At 62.7% G+C, this 19,152-nt stretch carries 14 protein-coding genes; 8 read left to right on the plus strand and 6 right to left on the minus strand.

Annotation, left to right across the window (positions count from 1 at the left end; all coding sequences use genetic code 11):
* Positions 1 to 87: 87 nt before the first annotated feature.
* The 5 genes from ABRP34_RS19835 to ABRP34_RS19855 form a co-directional block, all read right to left on the minus strand.
* Entirely contained in the window at positions 88 to 3,234 is a 3,147-nt protein-coding gene (locus ABRP34_RS19835) for a helicase C-terminal domain-containing protein (RefSeq protein WP_353711485.1), read from the minus strand.
* Positions 3,224 to 5,134: a phospholipase D family protein gene (locus tag ABRP34_RS19840; protein WP_353711486.1), complete on the minus strand. Its 1,911-nt coding sequence runs from the start codon at positions 5,132 to 5,134 to the stop codon at positions 3,224 to 3,226. The genes ABRP34_RS19835 and ABRP34_RS19840 overlap by 11 nt, the downstream gene beginning before the upstream one ends.
* Positions 5,127 to 6,332: a DUF6361 family protein gene (locus tag ABRP34_RS19845; protein WP_353711487.1), complete on the minus strand. Its 1,206-nt coding sequence runs from the start codon at positions 6,330 to 6,332 to the stop codon at positions 5,127 to 5,129. The genes ABRP34_RS19840 and ABRP34_RS19845 overlap by 8 nt, the downstream gene beginning before the upstream one ends.
* 337 nt (positions 6,333 to 6,669) lie before the next feature.
* Positions 6,670 to 7,278, minus strand: a complete 609-nt coding sequence (locus tag ABRP34_RS19850; protein WP_353711488.1) for a hypothetical protein — start codon at positions 7,276 to 7,278, stop codon at positions 6,670 to 6,672.
* 5 nt (positions 7,279 to 7,283) lie between these two features.
* The gene (locus tag ABRP34_RS19855) at positions 7,284 to 7,802 is read right to left on the minus strand and encodes a hypothetical protein (protein WP_353711489.1); all 519 of its coding nucleotides are present in this window, start codon (positions 7,800 to 7,802) and stop codon (positions 7,284 to 7,286) included.
* A 99-nt stretch (positions 7,803 to 7,901) separates the two neighbouring features.
* Here ABRP34_RS19855 and ABRP34_RS19860 point away from each other — a divergent pair, with 99 nt between their 5' ends.
* From ABRP34_RS19860 to ABRP34_RS19875, 4 genes are all read left to right on the plus strand, one after another.
* Positions 7,902 to 8,459: a restriction endonuclease gene (locus tag ABRP34_RS19860; protein ID WP_353711490.1), complete on the plus strand. Its 558-nt coding sequence runs from the start codon at positions 7,902 to 7,904 to the stop codon at positions 8,457 to 8,459.
* A 127-nt stretch (positions 8,460 to 8,586) separates the two neighbouring features.
* A complete protein-coding gene (locus ABRP34_RS19865; protein ID WP_353711491.1) occupies positions 8,587 to 12,003 on the plus strand; it encodes a DEAD/DEAH box helicase family protein in 3,417 nt (1,138 codons plus the stop codon).
* 182 nt (positions 12,004 to 12,185) lie between these two features.
* Entirely contained in the window at positions 12,186 to 12,647 is a 462-nt protein-coding gene (locus tag ABRP34_RS19870; protein ID WP_353711492.1) for an ATP-binding protein, read from the plus strand.
* A gap of 391 nt (positions 12,648 to 13,038) precedes the next feature.
* Positions 13,039 to 13,269 carry a hypothetical protein gene (locus tag ABRP34_RS19875; protein WP_353711493.1) on the plus strand — a complete coding sequence of 77 codons (231 nt, stop codon included), beginning with the start codon at positions 13,039 to 13,041 and terminating at the stop codon, positions 13,267 to 13,269.
* A gap of 202 nt (positions 13,270 to 13,471) precedes the next feature.
* Here the strand turns inward: ABRP34_RS19875 and ABRP34_RS19880 are convergent, their stop codons facing one another.
* The gene (locus ABRP34_RS19880; protein ID WP_353711494.1) at positions 13,472 to 14,344 is read right to left on the minus strand and encodes a ribokinase; all 873 of its coding nucleotides are present in this window, start codon (positions 14,342 to 14,344) and stop codon (positions 13,472 to 13,474) included.
* A gap of 197 nt (positions 14,345 to 14,541) precedes the next feature.
* On the opposite strand from ABRP34_RS19880, the gene ABRP34_RS19885 reads away from it, so the two are divergent.
* The 4 genes from ABRP34_RS19885 to ABRP34_RS19900 all read left to right on the plus strand — a co-directional run bounded on the left by ABRP34_RS19885 (position 14,542) and on the right by ABRP34_RS19900 (position 19,127).
* Entirely contained in the window at positions 14,542 to 15,918 is a 1,377-nt protein-coding gene (locus tag ABRP34_RS19885; RefSeq protein ID WP_353713418.1) for an MFS transporter, read from the plus strand.
* 32 nt (positions 15,919 to 15,950) lie between these two features.
* Complete coding sequence (locus tag ABRP34_RS19890; protein WP_353711495.1) at positions 15,951 to 16,955, plus strand: nucleoside hydrolase; 1,005 nt, start codon at positions 15,951 to 15,953, stop codon at positions 16,953 to 16,955.
* 309 nt (positions 16,956 to 17,264) lie between these two features.
* Complete coding sequence (locus ABRP34_RS19895) at positions 17,265 to 17,924, plus strand: hypothetical protein (protein ID WP_353711496.1); 660 nt, start codon at positions 17,265 to 17,267, stop codon at positions 17,922 to 17,924.
* Between the two features lie 276 nt (positions 17,925 to 18,200).
* Positions 18,201 to 19,127 carry an endonuclease NucS domain-containing protein gene (locus ABRP34_RS19900; protein ID WP_353711497.1) on the plus strand — a complete coding sequence of 309 codons (927 nt, stop codon included), beginning with the start codon at positions 18,201 to 18,203 and terminating at the stop codon, positions 19,125 to 19,127.
* The last annotated feature ends 25 nt before the right edge of the window (positions 19,128 to 19,152 follow it).

A 19,152-nucleotide genomic window follows, 5' to 3' on the forward strand; every position in this document is an offset into this window, starting at 1 on the left:
GAGCCGCTCGCGAATCTGCCCCAGATTCGCGAGCGGCATCAGAACCTGGGATACGGCAACCTTGTTGTCGTCGACATGTTGCTTAGGTTAGGGCCGTAAATTCAGCGGCTTGATCTCCGCCCCATCCTTGATCAAGCCCAGCAGGTCATCCTGCCGTGCCTGGCCCAGCGTCAGCCGGTACTTCGCAAGCCCAGAGAGCATTTGGTTGGTCCTTGGCACGTCGCGGCTCAGCGGGTGGTCGAGCAAGCGCCGCTGAATCCTGTGCGTGCCGCGATGGATCCAGTGCGGCGCGAATTCGTTTGTCTCGTTCTCGGGGAGCGCCGCCACGTGGGCGGTGGCGACCTTGAAGAGCTCAGCCCAAGGGTCAACCACGCCGGGCTTCAAGATGGCGCATCCGTGCTGCTCGGCCACGTTCTTGCGCACAGCATGTCCCAGGTACCGGTGCACCCGTCCTTCACGCTGCTCAAAGTCCACTGGGTTGGTAGGCACGTTCCAATGGATGACGGAGTGCGCCCACCAGTGGAAGTCAATCCCTTCCTGGCCTACAGACGTGGAAGCCAGAACGAACGGCCAGAAAGGACTGTTGAACGCTCGGCGGGCTTCGGGCATGCGGTTGCTGTCGCCGTCGTCGGTCTTGGCGTTGCTGTAGCGGACGGCAAAGCGTACACCCATCCTGAGATCCTCGTGGGACTCGTCCGGATACTTGGCGAGCATCTGCGCCGGCTTGAGCGACAGCGCGCGCCGAATGTCATCGGCCAGCGACCACAGCTGCTCCGTGTTGATCTTCCCGGGAGCCTGCTGGCGGAGCTGAAAAACATACTCGTCCAGCACGGCCTGGAGGTTTCCGGCTTCGCAGTAGCGGAGGACCTTTTGCCAGTAGTCGCCCTCGGGGCAGAGCTTGTCCAGCAGCTCCGTAGCATCGAGCCGGTTAAACAGTCTGCGCAACCCGTTTGCCGCAAACACAGACGCCTTCCATAGCTCCGTGCCGTCGAATCCATCCGGGACAGCACGCTTGAGAGCACGGTAGAGACAGTTGGCAGGCGAATTGACGGCCAGGTCCTCGAGCCCGTCCTCCCACCCGGCTGGACCAGCAGCCGACACCTGCAGCATTCGGTCAACATGGGCCAGATAAAGTCCCGCCTCTGAGCCGCCATCATTATCAGAAGCATCCGGCTCCGAGTCTTTGCCGAGTTGCTGGCTGTACTCGTCTACCTGCCGCAGCTCCCGCGCCGCCAGCTTGGCATCGTTTTTCCACGCTGCGGGCAGGGCGCCCGGCACCGCGAAGTACGACGCCCAGGCACCGAGGCGGCTGGCTGGGTCGACGACGGCGCCTCGCACCAGCGCTTTGCCGGCAGCTGCCGCTGCCTCCCGCACGGAGTCTCCGGAGACCCGTGAGCCGGTCATGGAGGCCCTTTCCAGCGGGTCACCTTCGAGCGCCAGAGCGGCATGGGGGATGAACAGCGCAAGCGTGGACATGGCCTGAGGTTCACCATCACGGACCCGGAAACGCAAGCGTCCACGGAACCGTTTGCGTGCCTCTGCCGAGTTTTCGCCATGCAGCTGAGACCCTTCCAGAATCTGGCGTTCAGCCTCGTACGACAGAAGTGTCGTGATAGCCGTCGGCGCCGCGTTCCACGCGGAGAACACCAGCTGCTTCGTCACGGGCCCGACCTCAGCGTAGGGACCGGCCGGCTCGAGGTAGGGGAGCGACGGCGGCATCCACAGCAGCTTCCACCATCCCTGGCCGACGGTGTGCTCACGCACCGCCCGGAACTTGGCGTTGTCCGTTTCGATGGCACCATACGCACGGTAAACGGCCGGATCGATGGTCGACAGCGAGGGAAGCACGGGGTCAAGGGACTCGCGGTTGCAGTGAATCCTTCCGTCCAGCATCCTGCCGATCTTGTAGTCAGTCAGGAAGTGCGCGAACAGTGGCACCGACTTCCAGTACTCCATCGGATTGCCCGTGCGAGCGGCCCGGAACAGAGCCGACAGAGACCGGTAGCTCCTGAGGTCGCCCGGCCGGACATCCTCCGGGGCCATCTTGATGACCTCGAGCATGTCGTCCTTGCCCAGCTGCGGGCGCTCGGTGCGGCTCATGAACTTCTTAAGGCCGTTCTCGATCCGGTGCGTCAGCCCGTCATCCGGCGCCTGCTTCAGCAGCTGCGTCCGTCGGCCGTCCAAGTCGGATTCCAGGCTCTCCATGTACCCGGCATCGTCGCTGCTCAGGAAGCGGAGCAGCTGCCGGAAGTCGGCGGCATGGTCATCGCCGTCCTCGTCATGAGCGGCAGTCTGGGCCTTGTAGGGGGTGGCCGAGAGCAGGATGAGCTTGGCGCCCTTGTAGTTCAGGAACTGCCGCGCCAGCTCAGCGGCCGGGTCCTCATCATCCGTGTCTGTGCCGGGGGAGTAGAGGAGGTCGCGGAACCGCTGGAACTCGTCCAGGATGATCAGATCCGGCTCCAAACAGTCGAGCCCTGCCTGGGCGAGGTCGCCCCGGAGGCCGCCGATGATCCCGCTCATCCGCTGCCGGACCTCGTCAGTTCCGTCGGTCAGGGCGTCGCTCATGGCAGTTTCGAAGGCTGCAAGATTTCCGCTCTTCGTGGCGAGCTGACTGAATCTGTCGCACACAGAGACGACGAACCCTTCGGGATGAAGTTCCGTGAGCCGTTTGACTTCCCAATTGAAGCCCGGAACGCCAGCACCGGACCGCAGCAGCTCGACGGCGTGATCCCGGCGTTCCGCCGTTATCGCTCCAAGCTGCTCAAGGATCCGAAAGAGCACCGCCCGCTCTCTGGCCTGGCCGGGCGCTTTGCTAACGTTGAACGACGTTCCGGGAGTTAGCGAGATGAAGTTGACCCGTTTGCGCGTCCCCTCGGCAGCCGGAGCGTTCAGCTTTGCAAGCTCGGTGGGCAGTAGCGTCAGGCGCCCCGATTCGATGATGTCCTTCTGCCCCGTCACATTCAGGCGGGCGAGGTTCTGCTTGGCGAGGTCCGAATTGGAACACACGTAGACGACGTCGATCCGGTCGACGCCTGAATCGGGCTGGTCGAGCCGTTCGATGGCCTTCGCGATGACCCCGCGGGCCACCATGCTCTTGCCAAGCCCGGTTTCGTCCGCGACGAGATAGCGGTCGGCAGGCTGCTCGGCCAGGTAGAGCCGCTTGAAGACGTGCTCCACCGTCCGCCGCTGGAAGCCCCGGAGACCGTCCAGCGCCGGCGTTGCGTCAAACCCCATAATGTTCCCCCAGTTCCAAAGCCTCCGTGGCAGCTGCCCAGAGCGAATGCAGTTGCTGAATCTCCGGGTCGTCGCCGCGCAGCGCGAGCAGCCGGTCCATCACTATCTTGAGGTCCGGAAACACTGAGCCGGCGTCCGGGCTTGCCATCGCCCCGACCAAGGCTTCGAACAGGCCAGCCGTGCTTCCGTCACCAAACCCAGCTCCCGCAAACCAACCAGTGCCTGTACCGCTGCCGGGAAGGGCATCTTCAGGCGTCAGGAACAGGAGCAGGAACTGTCGCAGTTTCTGCGGGTCGTCCAGCTGGCGGGCAATGATCTCATCGAGGCGTCCGGCAGGGTCCGTCCGAAGGCTTCCTTGGATGACCGTGCTCTTGGACAGCTTGGCCTCCGGGTCTTCCAAGGTGAGCACGAGGTAAGGGGTGACGTCTGCCAGGGGGACGTCGTGGAAGTCGTGTTTGTGGCCTTCTTCAGAAGAACTGGTGCGGGAACCAGCATTATGGGAAGGCTCGACGGCGACGCTTGGCTGGGGGAGCGACAGGAGCCGCAGGTGCGCATTGAAATCCGACGCCGGGGACCAGCTGTGCGAGACGGTGACCGTGAATGTTCTTCTGGCGTCATCGGCCGGGACAGCGTCCAGGAGGAAGTTCTGCGCCGCGGCGTCACGGAGTGCATTCTCGAGGCGGAAGGCAGCTTCATCCTCCTCAGAACGGCTTGCCCCTCCGGTGCCCAGGTAGTCGGCGAAGGGAACGTCCTTGAGGCTGTCTCTGATCCGCTGCACGCCGAGCCGTTTCTTGGCTCCGCGCATCTCAAGCAGGAACTCAACGTTCTTAGCGAAGGCCGCTTGTGTGGCGTTGGCGGAACCCAGAAGTGCATAGGTGTAGTGGTCGTAGTCGCAGAAGTAGGCCTTCGCGTGCAAGCCGGCGAGGTCGTCGGCGACCCGCTGGATCCCGAATTCGTCCGTGTCGCTTTGCCCTGACTCTGCCGACTCCGGGATGCCGAGTTCGTCGAAAGCTTTAAACGACGCACTGGCATCGGCCACTGTCTGCTCTTGGAGAAGGTCGAGCTGGTCGCCCCGCGAGTAGACGTAGAGGTTGTCCGTCCATTTGTCCCGCAGCCGGCCGATCAGTGTGTCATCGAGGAAGGGCGAGATTACCAGCTTCTCTCGGCCGAGGTGGGCCGCAGCTCCGGTCTTGTTGTTGAGAGCCGGAAAGTTTTCCGAATCGCGAAGGTGTGCCACGATGGACCCCTGCTCGAACTGTTCGCCCATGCCCATCGGGCGGAACGCGAGCCGCTGGATGTCCTCCGGCAGATCCCACTGAACGGAAGCCAAGCGGGAGGCGAGTCCGCTCACCTTCGCCAGCCGGCCGCCGTCGGGCTTTACCGTGCAGAGCTCAGGGAGCCCGGCGATGAAGCGGGCCAGGGGCCCGCTGTCGGGCGCAACCGACTGGCCGTCCTCGGCGGGCATGCCGTCCAGCCGTACCAGCAAGTCCCAGCTGGCGTCTGTGGTGAGGTTACGGCTGCTGCACAGAAAGCGGTAGCGGCGCTCGTCGTCGTTCTCGAATTCGAGGACCCAGATCTTCGGGTGAAAGAGGCCGCGCCTGACGCTGACCTGATGGACCATGGGTTCCAGGAGTGCGAGGAGGTCCGAGGCGTTTGACGGTGCCTTGATGTGTCCTGCCTGGCAGAAGATGTCCACGCGGTCGGAGACTTTGCGCAGGGCGCTGAGTACGGCGACGGTGTTGGTGAACTCCTCTCCGGAGCCGGCCACAAAGCTCAAGGGAACGGAAAGCGCGCTGGTCATGTTCAGGGTGAAGGTGGTGCCCACGGCATGGGAGAGCCGGAAGCCGGCCGGCGGCTTCAGCTGCTGGGTGAGTGCCTGCCTGTTGGCTGCCTCAAGCATGCCGCTGTCCTTTCAGTCCAAGCCCTGCGTGGATGTCCAGGACGTTCCGTCGCACCTGCTGCCAGCGGAAGGTCAAAGCGCCCACGCTGTCCGGCGGCTGCCAGGCGCGCAGGCGGCGTTCGTTGCGGAACCGGGAGTTGGTCTTCTTCATCAGCTTCTCCCGCGTTTCGACGGCGGCACGGAATTCGGCGTTGTCGATCAGTTTGCGCGGGCTCAACGTTGCCTCCGCCATGAAGCGGGCGAAGTCGGCGGTGTTGCTGTTGATGCCGTGGTTCAGTGCTTTGGCGCGGCTGAGGTAGTCGTTGACGTCCCATTTGGCGAGGAGGTCACGTTTGGTTTCTCGCTCGTCCTCCCACGCTTCAAGGAGCGCTTGGGTTGGTGGCTCATTATCGCTGGTGCTGAACACCGAGGCGGAGCGCTCTGCGAGCAGGAGCTGGTAGAGGATGGTTGCTCCGTTGTGGATGAAGGAGAAGGCCTCAGCGTCCTGGAGCCACTGCGCGGGCTCGCCTTGGGCGCTGTGGCATGCGGGGTCAAGCCATGGCGCCCACAGGCTGGGGTCGGGGCTTTCTTCCGAGCCGACGAGGTGGGCGAGCATGGTGCCGGGGCACGAAGACAGAATGCGTTCCTGGAGCCAGCGGGCCTCGTCGTGGGCGAGTGATAGTCCGTTTTCGTCGGATTGCGGGAAATTTTCAGGGGGCTTCGGCAGACTTGGATGCCAGACGGAGTAATGGTGCTGGCCTTCTTCCGGTGGTGGAGCGTCCGCACACATGAGCTGGCCGACGGCGGAGCGGTCGGTTTCCTTGTGCACGATGCCGTACGTGCGAAGCGCGGTCCAGTACGCGGCCGAGGGCAGCTGCTGTACGTTTCGGCCGGCATCCCTGCCGATGTAACTCGCTGCCTTGAGTTCCCTGAGGCGGTCGATCAGCTGCCGTTCGGATTCTTCGGCGCGCTTTTTGAGCTCATCCGGATTCCTGGTGCTCTTGTGTGCCGTGAGGTAGGCCCACGGGACCAGCAGCATGTAGCGGGCGCCCAGATGCAGCACGGATGTGCCGGGGAAAAGGCTGTTGCTGATGGCGTCGCGCAGCTGGCCCATGCCGAGGTCATCGGTGGTTTCCGGCGTGCCGAAGAGCTTCACGAGCTCGCGCATCTTCGAATTTTCCTCGGTGGACGCGTCGAGCCAGGAGATGAGGGAAGTCATAGGATCGTGGACTCGCTTCTGCAATGGTGGCGAATGGCTTGCGTTGGCGGGCCCCCTCGCGACCACGAATCGCCCCTTGTGCACCATATGGCACGGGAATCCCATCTCGAGCAAAGCAGCGACAATGTTGATCAAATTCTTCGATTTGGTGGAGACCATCTCGACGCTAAGGCCCGCTCAGAGCGCCACAAATCTTCCTACAGAAGGTAGGGCAAAGGCTTCCGCCTGCCGAGGGCAAAGCGGGCTCATTCGCGGCCGGCCCCGGCGCAGCTTGCCCGCCACTAAGGCTTCGCCGGCGGCGCGGGACCGCACTCGACCCGAAGTATCGTTCTTCGGCTCAACTTGCTACGAGCTCCTCGATCCTCCTATCGAAGATAAGCAATAGCTCCAGTATCTTTGAGAATCGAGTCCATTCCTCCTTCGGTTCAGTCAAGCGTTTGGCTCGATTCACCGGCCCATGTGCAGCCGGGTTGCGATCCTGCGAAAGTTCCTTGAGTAGGTCGAACAGCTGCTCAGGAATATCTCCGGGTCGAAAGCCAAGAGGATATGCGAGTGCCTTAAAGTCTTTGTCGTCGATTCCGTGACTTTTCATGGCGCTAGAAACGTATGATTTACGTATTTCGGAGAATCGCTCCCTATGTAGTTGTACATCGGCTACGTCGAAAGGGTGGGGGTCGGAAGACTTGCGGATGATGGCCCACATGACGAGACCCCGACCTGCCGTCGTAGGCTGGCTCTTACCCAGTCGATCGAAGGCTTCGTTGGCGGCCTTCTTGCAACGTTCTTCGACGTAGGCCTCCAGTTCTGCACTCGCCAGTAGAACGAAGGCTACTGCCTTTCTGTGATCGTTGGCCTCGTAATCGGAAATGTCGTCGCGCTCAACGATGAAACAGTCCTTTAGGTCGCCTATCTTCTGTTGGAGACTGGCGTATAGCGAGGACGGCACCTTGGCTACTTCGCCTTCATGGCCAAAGTGACAGCCCGCGACGTTATGTCCAGTGTCGTCCCAGTGATGGCTTCCACTTGCTCACTAAACTTCTGGATACGTCCTGCAGTGGCCTTTATAGTCTTCGTGCTCGCTTTGAGTGCTGCTTGGAAGTCTGCATCGCTCACGCAGAGATCCTTATAAGCGCCCTCAAGTGCCGCTGCGTGATCCTCTACTATCTTGTCGTCCAGTTGCGGATCTGAGAGTACGGCCGTCATGACATCGAAGACGGCTATATTGAACCGTCGGTTGTATGCGGCGTCCTCGAACCGTAGAAATGCATTGCTTCCAAAGATCGTGAATGTCCGTTGTATGGCCTGTTCGCAGGCACTAGCGAGGCCCTCCAGATACGACTCCCCATGTTCCTCCAGTGCGGTCTGCCCCACCCCGCATGCTGCATCCAGGAATTGCCGCAAGTTTCCGGAGTAGTCTTCAAGGGATTCCTTGAATGCCGTGAACCGGAGGAGCATTTCCGCGTCCCTCATCCGGAAATCTTCCGACTTGATCCTGCGGGCTCGGTGAATCAGGTCGCTTTGAGCGGACCGCGTATTGATCCAACGGGTGAAGCCGTTGGGATAGAGGGCTTGACGGAGTTCCTGCGGCGACAAGGACAAGCTGCCTTGGTTCAGGCGGACAAAGATGTTGTAGAGAACCGCAGGACTACCCCAGTTGCGAATCACGATTGTCCTGATTGGTTGTGCCAGGAAGCCATCGGCGTACTCGGAATACATGGGGGACTCTTGCAAGTTCTCGTAGGACATGTGTACGGCGGAGCCGAGCAGCGTGGGAAGCGTATCGGCGGCAGCAATGACGGCGGCGTCGATGGGGTCATAGACCAGGACGCGCTGGGCCTTGACCGCATCTATGTGCAGGCCAAGCGGTACGCCGATGGCAATACTGTGGGCCGTGAGACTATTCAGGCCTTCGTGGGTGCACTGCATGGTGTCGGCGCCTCGCGCGGCGTCTTCATCACGACCAGTGCTTTCACGCCCGGCGCACGGGATTACGTGAAGGCGGTTCCGTCGCGGGTCATTCTGATCGACGATGCCCGACTTGTGGTGCTGATGATCAAATACCGGGTGGGTGTCCAAGTAAAGCAAAGCTACGACATCGTGGAGTTGGACGAGGACTTCTTTGAGTAAGCACCGCCAGCGTGCGCCCTATTTGGCGATAGCGGCAGCCTGAACCGAAAGATGTTGCCAGGCAGAATGCGGGCGACATCAACTAGGCTCCACGTAGAGGATCAACAAAGGAGCGGCATTGGGGGACGTGAGCAGCAATTTCGCTGTACTGCAAGCGGAGTGGCCAGCAATTGCCAAAGAGGCGCGGCTGGCCGAGCTGTATGCGAGGAAGGACCCGCGGTCTTCGCTGCTCTACGCGCGGCGGACTATCGAAACGCTGCTGGCCTGGCTCTACGATGCTGACGACTCGCTTGCGTTGCCGTACAAGAGCGATCTCAACGCCCTGATGTCGGAGCCGACGTTCAAACGGCTCGCAGGCGAAACGATCGTGAGCAAGTTCCACCTCATCCGTAAAGTGGCGAACAGCGCCATCCACACCAACGCTGCCATCACCGTCCAGCATTCTGAGCAGACTGTTCGGGAGCTCTTTCACGTCTGCATCTGGCTCGCGCTGCGCTACACCCGTGATCCCGCCAACCGCCCGGACCCCGCGGCCCCCTTTAAAGGTGAATTCCTCAGCCCGCAGCCACGAGCAGGGGTTCCAGCGCTCTCGGTGAAGCCCCGCACTGCTGACCAGACGGCGAAACTCGCCGAAGAACTGGCTACCAAGGATGCGGCGCTGACCGCCCAGAAGCAGGACAACGAGCAACTGCAGTCCCAGCTCGCGGCGCTGCGTGCGGAGATCGCCCGGGCGAAGGAAGAGAACAAGAGGCTCCCAGACAGTCACGACTACTCTGAAGCAGAAACCCGGGTCTACATCGACCTGTACCTGGGCGAAGCAGGGTGGGCACTCGATAAGCCCGAGGACCGCGAATTCGAAGTCCACCGCATGCCCACTCATGCCGGCCCCACCACCGGAACCGGGTTCGTGGACTACGTCTTGTGGGGATCCGACGGCAAGCCACTCGCCGTCGTCGAAGCCAAGCGGTCAGCCAAGTCACCCTACGAGGGGCAGCAGCAGGCCAAGCTCTATGCTGACGCGCTGGAGGCGGAGAAGGGCCAGCGCCCGGTTATTTACTACAGCAACGGCTACGAGCACTGGATCTGGGACGACGCGTCCGGCTATCCTCCGCGCCCGGTCCAGGGCTTCCACACCCGGGACCAGCTCCAGCTGATGGTGGATCGCCGCACCACCAGGAAACCCCTGGCCACGGCGGTCATCAATACTGAGATCGCGGGCCGCAGCTACCAGCAGGCGGCCATCCGGGCCGTCACTGGCGCCCTGGAAACGGACAAGGAACGCAAGGCGCTGCTCGTTATGGCGACCGGCTCGGGAAAGACGCGCACCGTCGTCGCGCTCTCCAGCCTGCTGATGCAGGCGAACTGGGTCAAACGGGTACTGTTCCTGGCCGACCGTGTCGCCTTGGTCGATCAGGCGGCCCGCGCCTTCAAAACAAATCTCCCCGGATCGTCGCCAGTGGTGCTGGGCCGCGATGTGGAGGCGGACAGCCGTATCCACATCGCCACCTATCCGACGATGATGAACCTGATCAACGAACGGACGGACGACGGCACGGTCCTGAAGCAACGGTTCGGGATCGGCCATTACGACCTGATCATCATCGATGAGGCCCACCGGTCCGTGTACCAGAAGTACCGGGCCATCTTTGAGTACTTTGATGCGTATCTGGTGGGTCTGACCGCCACGCCGCAGTCCGACGTGGACCGCAACACCTACTCCCTGTTCGATATCGAGGACCACGTCCCCACGTTCGCTTACGAGCTCACGCAGGCCATCTCCGACGGCTACCTCGTACCGCCCCGGACCGTGTCCATTCCGCTGAAGTTCCCGGTCGAAGGAATCCGCTACGAGGAACTCTCGGAGGAGGAAAAAGAGGAGTGGGACTCCGCTGAATGGGACGAGGACGGTGAGATCCCCGCCGCCGTGGATCCGGCCATCCTGAACACCTGGCTGTTCAACGCCAACACCGTGGACAAGGCACTCGAGGTGCTGATGGTCAGGGGGCACAAAGTCGCCGGGGGAGACCGCCTCGGGAAGACGATCATCTTCGCCAAGAACCAGAAGCATGCCGAATTCATCGCCGAACGATTCAACATCAATTACCCGCAGTATGGGGGAACTTTCGCCAAAATTATCACCCACAGCGTCAACTACGTCTCCACCCTGATCGACGCCTTCTCCCGCACCGAGGACAGTCCACACATCGCCGTGTCCGTGGACATGCTGGACACCGGGATCGACGTGCCCGAAGTCGTCAACCTGCTCTTCTTCAAGGTGGTTCGCTCCAAGACAAAGTTCTGGCAGATGGTGGGCCGCGGCACCCGACTTAGGCCGGAGCTGTATGGCCCCGGTGAAGACAAACATGACTTCTTCATCTTCGACGTCTGCCAGAACATTGAATACTTCAACGCCGAACTGCCCGGTTCCGAAGGGTCCCTGGGACAGTCCTTGGCGCACCGCAGCTTCGCCGTCCGGACACAGCTGCTGGCCGAAGCCCGCACCGCCGGCCTCAACGGAGACTACGTGCCGGCACTCCAATCCGGCTTGGTGGGGCAAGTAGCTCTGCTGCCCCGCGAGAACTTCCTGGTACGCCCGCAACTGCAGTGGGTGGAGAAGTTCACCCAAGCCGAGTCGTGGGCCGCCCTTGGAACTCAGGACCTGACGGACCTGCAGACCAGGCTGGCCCCCTTGGCGACACTGGCATCCGCCGCCGATACGGAAGAAGCCAAACGCTTCGATCTGCTGATGTACCAGGCGCAGCTGGCTGCACTAACATCTGCGGCCGCCGTCGAGCCGTGCCGCAGGAAAATTGTCGAAATTGCGTCCGCACTGCAGGATCAGCCGAATATCCCTGCCATCGCTGCCCAGATGGCCCTTATCCAGTCGATTCTGGAGGGCGGGGAATGGGGGCAGGTTTCGCCGCAGTGGCTTGAGCTGATCCGGGTCCGGCTCCGGGGGCTGGTGCACCTGATCGAAAAGAAGCGCCGCAAGGTGGTCTACATGAATTTCGAAGACACCCTCGGCGAGATCGTGGAAGGTGAGCTGAAGGGAACCCTAACCGGATCGGTAGATCTGTCCCGGTACCGGGAGAAGGCCCGGATGTACCTGCAGGGGTTCCTGGACCACATGGCCATCCATCGCCTCCGCCGCGGACTGCCCCTGACCCAAACGGATCTGGATGAACTTCAGCGCATGCTGATCGAGAGCGGCGCGGGTTCACCCGAGGAACTTGAAGCCGCCACCTCACAAGCCGAGGGTCTGGGGCTGTTTGTCAGGTCCCTGGTGGGAATGGACCGGCAGGCTGCCCTGGATTCCTTGTCTGAGTTCGTGGGGGGCAAGACACTTAACGCAAATCAGCTGCACTTCGTTGACATGATCGTCCAGCAGCTCACCGAGAACGGCGTCGTGGACGTCGGCGCGCTGTACGAGTCTCCCTATAGCGACGCTGCCCCGGCCGGGCCGGAAAGTTTGTTCCCAGAGGCCGATGTGGATCTGCTGGCTGAGGCGCTGAACCGGGTGCGGGCTTCAGCCATCGTGGGCTAGCGGGTTCTCAGGCGTAGCCCGCGAAAGTAGGCCTGAACGTCTTGTCCCGTTGGCCCAGTTACCGAGACGAGTCATGGGGATGGCAGGCCTATTTCGTTAGGATGCTGTGCCAGAATCGAGCCACGAACTTCACTGCCCTCCATCGTGCCCTCGGGCTGGAGCCGACGCCCCCGAGCTACACGATGATCCAGCAAGCCGTATCCGATGAGGTGCGTGAACGCTCCGACTTGGATTGGAAGCGGGAACTGCCTCACGGGAACAGCGAAGAGACGCGAGATGAATTCACCAAGGATGTGGCCGCAATGGCCAATAGCGGGGGCGGCACCATTGTGTTCGGCGTCGAGGAGGACAGGAGCACTTCCGCCGCAAGAACTATCGTCGGTGCTTCCTCATGGGACGACAGCAGGCAACGGACGCTTCGGACTTGGGCTTTCAACAGCATCCATCCACCAGTCCACGGCCTGGAGTTCGCTTTAATACAGGAAGACGGAGTGGAGGTGATTCTTCTCAACGCGCAGGCAAGCGCGGACACGCCGCATTTGATCATTATGAATGGATCATTTCGTGCGCCACGACGGGAAGGCGCCGGCACCGTCTACATGTCCGAGCGCGAGATCGAAAGTCATTACCGAACTTCGGTTTGACGATAGGCGCCTGAGGGACAAGTCTTTGGAAGACGTGACAGACCAGGTTCTTCGCGGCATCCCAGGGGACGGCCGCGTATGGTTTGTCGCCGCGGCCAGGCCAGAACGTCTCAGGCCTGCCTCCGCCGGCCGTTTTAGCCGAGAGGTCGTAAGGGAAATCATTGCCTCGGTTATGCACACTAATCCCTTCTGCGTGCCACTGATGGGAGTCCAAGGACTTGAGGAGGCCAGTTTGAATCCTCGACCCCGCTTGCGGCGATGGCGGTCTGCGGGACCTGACGAGCACAGGGTCCCCAACACCGTGGTTATAGAAGTCCACGACGATGGCTGTCTCGGAGTCGCAGTAGCAGCACGCCCCGAACCGAACTGTGATCCAGGGGACGTGCATGTGATGGACGCCGAGGTATTCCCGGCCCATGCTGTTCATCTTGTCCAGTCCGCGTCGTCGCAGCTCGGACTAATAGCCGACTACGCCCTGCAGATCACCGTGTCTACCAGACCGCAGCAGGACATATTTATCCGATCCATTGCTGCCGGCGTCAACCACCTCGAAGACCGAGGACCTGGCAACCGCATCACCCGCTTCGAAGCAGTTGAAGGCTGGTCCGGGCAGGTGCCGTAGAAGCCGAACTTTTGGACGAAGTCCGCAACCTCGCCCTCGACATCGTAAACCAGGCCGGACACATGAATCTGACCACGCTGGGCCAAGGCGCTAAGGGGCGAGCGAGGACCCAAGTTGCCGAGCGATGCCTACACAGTCATGACGAGACTGGTGGGAGCTCCTGGTAATTGGCCGGCGCACCAGGCATGTAAACGGATGATGCTCACCCTTGAGGGCCCGCTGGGCAGGCAGTCCCCGCAAGGTACGCCTCCAGCGGAGCCAGCGCGGGCTGCGACGAAGGATCACACACAGCATCCGCCCCCACGGCATTCGCAACCGCCAGCGCCTGCGCGTAGGAAAGGCCCGCCCGCAGCGCCAGCACCAGCGCCGCGCAAAAAGCATCCCCAGCGCCAATCGTGTTCGCCACCGTCACCGCAGCAGCCTGAGCCTCGGCCACCTTCCGGCCGTGCTCGAACATCGCTGAGCCGTCCTTCCCGTACGTCACCGCGATAAGCTTCGCCTCCGCCAGTGCCGGGATCAGTTCGTACTCGGTCTCGTTGACGATCACCAGGTCGCACCGCTCCAGCAGCTCGGCTGGCAGGTCCATCGCCGGAGCCGCGTTCAGAACAAAGAATCCGGACGCACGCCGGGCCGCCTCCATGACCACGGGCAGGCCGACCTCGAGCTGGCACAGCACAGTCTCGTCGGCAGAGAACTCCACGCCCTCCAGGGAAAACGCGGCATTCGCCCCGGGGCACACCACGATCTGGTTCTCGCCGTCGCGGTCCACCACGATCAGCGCGGTGCCCGTCGCGTCGCCGTCGAGCACTGCCACGTCAGAGGTGTCCACGCCGACAGCGGCAAGGGATTCGAGCATCATGCGGCCCTGGGCGTCGTCGCCCACCGCGCCGATCATCCGGGCGCTCCCGCCGAGCCACGCGGCGGCCACGGCCTGGTTGGCTCCTTTGCCGCCGGGCTGCTGCTGCAGGATGCCGCTGCCGATGGTCTCGCCGGCGGTGGGAAGCCGGTCCGTCGTGGCGATGATGTCCAGGTTGATGCTGCCGACGACGGTGACGGCAGGAAGTCGAGTGCTCATGGGGAAGTCCTATCAGGTCGGGCCTGGGGCGGCTGAATTAGGAAACAGTGTACGGCAGGTTGAACTTGTTCGTCATACATGGTTGTATAACAACTCACATCCCAACGGCAGGGCCAGCCTGCAGAACAAAGGAGTTTGATGTGAACACACCAGCCAGCGGCACCGCCTCGCCGCCAGCCGCCGTCGACAATGAAGACGTGCACCAGACCAAACTCAGCGGCCGCCCGGCCGCCCTGCTGATCACCACCCTGCTGCTCGGCGTGCTGTCCTTCCAGCTCAACGCCAGCATGGTCACTCCCGCGCTGCCGCAGATCGCCGCCAGCTTCGGCCAGGCCGCAGACGCCGCAGCCCCCGTGCAGTCCATGTTCTTCCTGGCCGGCGCCATCGCCGGACCGGTGATCGGACGGTGGAGCGACTTCATCGGCCGCCGCACAGCGCTCCTGCTGGTGCTGGCCATCATGGGCGCCGGCACCGTCCTCTGTATCGCCGCCCCCACCCTCCCACTGCTCATCGCCGGCCGGTTCCTGCAGGGCGTGTCCAGCGCCGTCTTCGCGCTCTCCTACATCGTGCTCAGCGAGAACCTGCATCCCCGCGTCTTCGGCACCTCCGTGGGCATCATCGCCGCCATCAACGGCGGTATCGGGGGAGTGGACGGCTACGTCGGCGGCCTGATGTCCGAGACCCTCGGCTTCCGGTCCATCTTCGCCGTCGTCCTAGTGCTCACCGCCGTCGCGGCCGCCTGCATCCTCAAGACCGTCCCGAAGGGACGGCCGCAGCACGTCCGCGGCGCCATGGACTGGTGGGGAGCGGGCTCGCTCTCGGTGTTCCTGGTGTTCATCACCTACTTCGTCTCCGGCGGATCGGCCGCCGGCTGGACCGCCCCGGGCACCCTGGCCCTGCTCGCAGGCACCATTGCGTCCTTCGCCGCCTTCTGGATCATCGAGAAAAGGCGCAGCCACCCGCTCATCGCCGTCCACCACCTGCGCTCCCGCCAGGTCTGGCCCGTCATCGCCACCACCGTCCTGACCCTCGCCGGAATCTTCGCCGTCATGAACTTCACCGTGGTGCTGCTCAGCCAGGACGACCGCTCCGGCTTCGGGCTCAGCCCGTCCCTCTCCGCCCTGCTGTTCCTCACCCCGGCCGCCCTGATCGGCGTCTTCGCCGCCCCGCTGGCCGGCTGGCTCGCCGGGCGCCGCGGCTGGATCAAAACCCTCCGCACCGGCACCGCCCTGAGCCTGGCGTGTGCCATCGCTGCTGCCACGTTCTCCGGCAACCAGGTGGCGGTGATCATCGCCGTCGCGGCTCTGGGCATCTTCTACAACGGCCTCTTCCTCACAGCAATCAACGGACTCTCCGTCCTACTCTCGCCCAAGGAAGCGCCAGCTTCTCTGCCCAGCATCAACGGCGCCTCCTTCGGCATCGGGGCAAGTCTCGGCGTCGTAGTTGTTGCGCCGTTCGCTGCGCAGGCGACGTCCGCCGGGTACGCCACCGCCCTCTGGATCTCGGTGGGCATCACCGCCGCCGCGTTCATCGTCAGCCTCTTCGTCCCCGCCCCCAAGGGCGAAACCCACTAGACCTTCAGCAGCAACCGAAAGAAGAACCACCCATGACCAGCTTCCCGTTCTACCTCGACTGCGATACCGGCATCGACGACGCCCTCGCCCTGGCCTACCTGCTCGCCTCCCCGCAGGCGGACGTGCAGGGGATCGGCGCCGTCAGCGGCAACGTCAGTGCCGCCGTCGGCGCCCGCAACACCCTGGACCTGCTGGAGCTCGCCGGGCACGCGCACATCCCCGTCGCCCTCGGCGCGCACGACCCCCTCGCCGGCTCCTTCGGCGGGGGAGCGCCGTGGGTGCACGGCGAGAACGGCATTGGGGAGGTTGAGCTTTCGACTTCCTCTGTTGACCTCGTGTCCGAGACGGCGGCGGAGATGCTGGTGCGGCTCGCGCACGAGCACCCTGGCACGCTGCGGGTCCTGGCCATCGGACCGCTCAGCAACATCGCCGAAGCGCTGCGGCTGGAGCCTTCCTTGCCTCAGTTGGTTGCCGAAATCACCATCATGGGCGGCGCGGCCCTCGCTCCGGGGAACCTCACGCCCGTGGCGGAGGCGAACATCGCCAACGACCCCGAGGCCGCCGCCCTGGTGCTGTCCGCCGGTTGGAACGTGACGCTGGTGCCGCTGGACGTGACCATGACCAACGTGCTGGAGGAGAACCACCGGCAGGAGCTGCTCGCCTCTTCCGGTCCCGTGCCGCGGGCGCTGGGGGAGATGCTGGGCTACTACTTCCGGTTCTACGAGGGCATCTTCGGCCGCGCCTGCTCCGCCATGCACGACCCGCTGGCTGCGGCACTCGCCGTGGGGGCCGTGACCGCTGCGGTTGCGCCGGTGGTCCACGTCGACGTCGACACCACCTCAGGGCCGAGCCGAGGTCAGACTGTCTGCGACCTGCGAGGGCTGTACATGGATTACCCGGAGCAGCTTGGGGCGCGGTGCCGGGTGGTGCTGTCGCTGGAGGGAGACTTCGCGCCGCATTTGGTGGAGACGCTGCTGGCGTTTGGTGGAGCGGAAAGCACGACGGCGGGAGACGGCCAGGTGCCCGCCCTCGCCTAGGTGGACGCTTTAGCCACACCAATGAGGGTCGGGGGTTTCGTCGGCAAGAGGTGCCCGGGGCTGCCAAGGGGCTATCTGGCAAGCATCAAGGAGGCGGACTTCCGGGGCGACGATAAAGCGAAGCATGCCCACGATCTGATCCTGTGGAACATGCTGCGTTCCAGCTAGGGCGCGCCCTGAACCTAACTGACTCCCTGCGCCGCCGTCTTGGAAGGCGGCGGTACAGGCGCCAGATAAGGCCGCGCCTGCCGGAGACGCTGCTGGCCAATTGCCGTCCCGGTGGACTCACGCTGCTTATATGATCCGGGGATGGATATTGTTTGTGGTGACGCACTGGGGGTTTCATGCGGCACGTGGATCGCCGTATGGAACGGGGCAATTGGTGCGTTCGTTGCCGCAGTGCTTGGTGGTGCGGTGGCTCTCGTAGTGGTTCGGCTTACTAATGCTCAACAGCGACGGGGCGTTGAGCGGACCGTCGAAATTGCTGCTGTCGCTGATCTTGTGGCTGCAATTGAAGAACTGGAATGGGCCGTTCACGTGCGGGTTGAGGCCGGCAAACCCTTTGACCCCAGTCCATATATGGTTCCGATGAGGGCGGCCATCACCAGGCTGTGGATGTCTAGTCACGAAGCTGAACCCCTTGCCGAGTTGGTTCTACAGTGGCCATTGAAGCTCGGGCGGCTTGTATCGGCTTATACGGATGCGTTGGCGCGGAAGGAACCATACGCGAGCGAGATTGCGCAGAGCATCAGTGACGTGAGCACTGCGGCGATGGTTGGCCTTCCAAGGTGCTACTCAAAGAGGACAGGGATAAGAGCAGATGCGGTCGCCATGCTCAAGCAAACCAACAAGCACCTGATAACTGACGTTGACCGCTTCAGGATGATGCTGGATTCGAACAAAGCAGCGGATTCCAGCAAGTCACCAGCAAGAAATGGGGGCGTTCCACCCAATTCAAAAGCCACTTAGCGCCTGCTGCGGCTGGGGTCCGTCTCCGCCCACAAAAAGCTCTTAGCGGTCTTCATCATCCGGCCACAGCGTTTCCGCCATGCACGCGACGAGGTCGCCGGCCTCACTTCAGCATCGGACATAGGAGCCGATGTTGAACAATCGAAACTGGGGGACTCATGAGTTTTTCCATCCTCTGCTTTCTAGTAGGGGAAGCACGCGTCAACGGCCGCTCCATCCTGGGATAAGTTCAAGGGACAACCAACCGCCTGCATAGGGCAGCCGACCAGGAGAATAATGACGACAACGTGGGTAGTCCGGCAGGGCAGAGGCGGGCAGTACGCAGAGACCATGATCGAGGCAGGCTACCTTGGAGTCGACTTCATCGACGACTACGACATCCGGCCTCACCTGGGCGGCGGAGCCGAAGTATTCCGTGGAGCAATGAACAGCATCTACTTGGAGATGTACCCAGAGAAGTCACGTATCGCGGCAGGTCTGGCCATGGGGAATCTGTGGGCCGCCTGCGAAGGGATCAGTGAGGGCGACCTGGTTCTGGCACCGAAACCGGACCGGACTTACCAGTACGGCGTTGTCACTGGCGGTTACGAGTACCATGCTGGCACCAACCTGCCCCACCGGCGCCGCGTTGACTGGAAGGGCTCCTTGAGTAGGGACGACATGAGCCCGACCCTTGCGTCCTCCGCTGGCTCACTGATGACAGTGTTCCAGCTGGCCGCGCATACCGCTGAGCTCGCCACCCTCACCCAGTTGGCTGACCCGTTCCAACCCGCCGTCGAGGCGATTTCCTCACAGATCGAGGACCAGCTCGCCTTCCAGATGGAAAAGCAGCTCGAAGACTTCCTGGTCCACAATTGGCGCAGCACAGCCCTGGGCCAGGAATACGACATCTACGAGGAGGAAGGCCAGGTCAAAGGCCAGCAGTACCCCACCGACACTGGCCCCATGGACATCCTCGCCATTAGCAAGGACCGGACCAGGCTACTCGTCGTCGAGCTTAAGCGTGCGCGTGCCAGCGACGCCGTCGTCGGGCAGATTCAGCGCTACATGGGATACGTGCAGGATGCCCTGCTCGAACCCGGACAGAGCGTCGAAGGCGTCATCATCGCCCAGGAAGATGACCTGCGGATCCGCCGGGCACTATCCATCGCGCAGAATATCCGGTTTATGAAGTACCGCGTGGAATTCCACTTGGAGGCATAGCCCGGCAGGAGTGGTGGGCCCAGGG

Origin of the sequence: Arthrobacter sp. K5, assembly GCF_040448525.1 — a bacterium.
Lineage (GTDB): Bacteria > Actinomycetota > Actinomycetes > Actinomycetales > Micrococcaceae > Arthrobacter > Arthrobacter globiformis.

Bases quoted from the DNA above. Each gene is read 5' to 3' on its own strand.
- ABRP34_RS19835 (WP_353711485.1), bottom strand. From the start codon at position 3,234: ATGGGGTTTGACGCAACGCCGGCGCTGGACGGTCTCCGGGGCTTCCAG.
- ABRP34_RS19840 (WP_353711486.1), bottom strand. From the start codon at position 5,134: ATGCTTGAGGCAGCCAACAGGCAGGCACTCACCCAGCAGCTGAAGCCG.
- ABRP34_RS19845 (WP_353711487.1), bottom strand. From the start codon at position 6,332: ATGACTTCCCTCATCTCCTGGCTCGACGCGTCCACCGAGGAAAATTCG.
- ABRP34_RS19855 (WP_353711489.1), bottom strand. From the start codon at position 7,802: ATGAGGGACGCGGAAATGCTCCTCCGGTTCACGGCATTCAAGGAATCC.
- ABRP34_RS19870 (WP_353711492.1), top strand. From the start codon at position 12,186: ATGATCCAGCAAGCCGTATCCGATGAGGTGCGTGAACGCTCCGACTTG.
- ABRP34_RS19875 (WP_353711493.1), top strand. From the start codon at position 13,039: ATGGACGCCGAGGTATTCCCGGCCCATGCTGTTCATCTTGTCCAGTCC.
- ABRP34_RS19880 (WP_353711494.1), bottom strand. From the start codon at position 14,344: ATGAGCACTCGACTTCCTGCCGTCACCGTCGTCGGCAGCATCAACCTG.
- ABRP34_RS19890 (WP_353711495.1), top strand. From the start codon at position 15,951: ATGACCAGCTTCCCGTTCTACCTCGACTGCGATACCGGCATCGACGAC.
- ABRP34_RS19895 (WP_353711496.1), top strand. From the start codon at position 17,265: ATGGATATTGTTTGTGGTGACGCACTGGGGGTTTCATGCGGCACGTGG.
- ABRP34_RS19900 (WP_353711497.1), top strand. From the start codon at position 18,201: ATGACGACAACGTGGGTAGTCCGGCAGGGCAGAGGCGGGCAGTACGCA.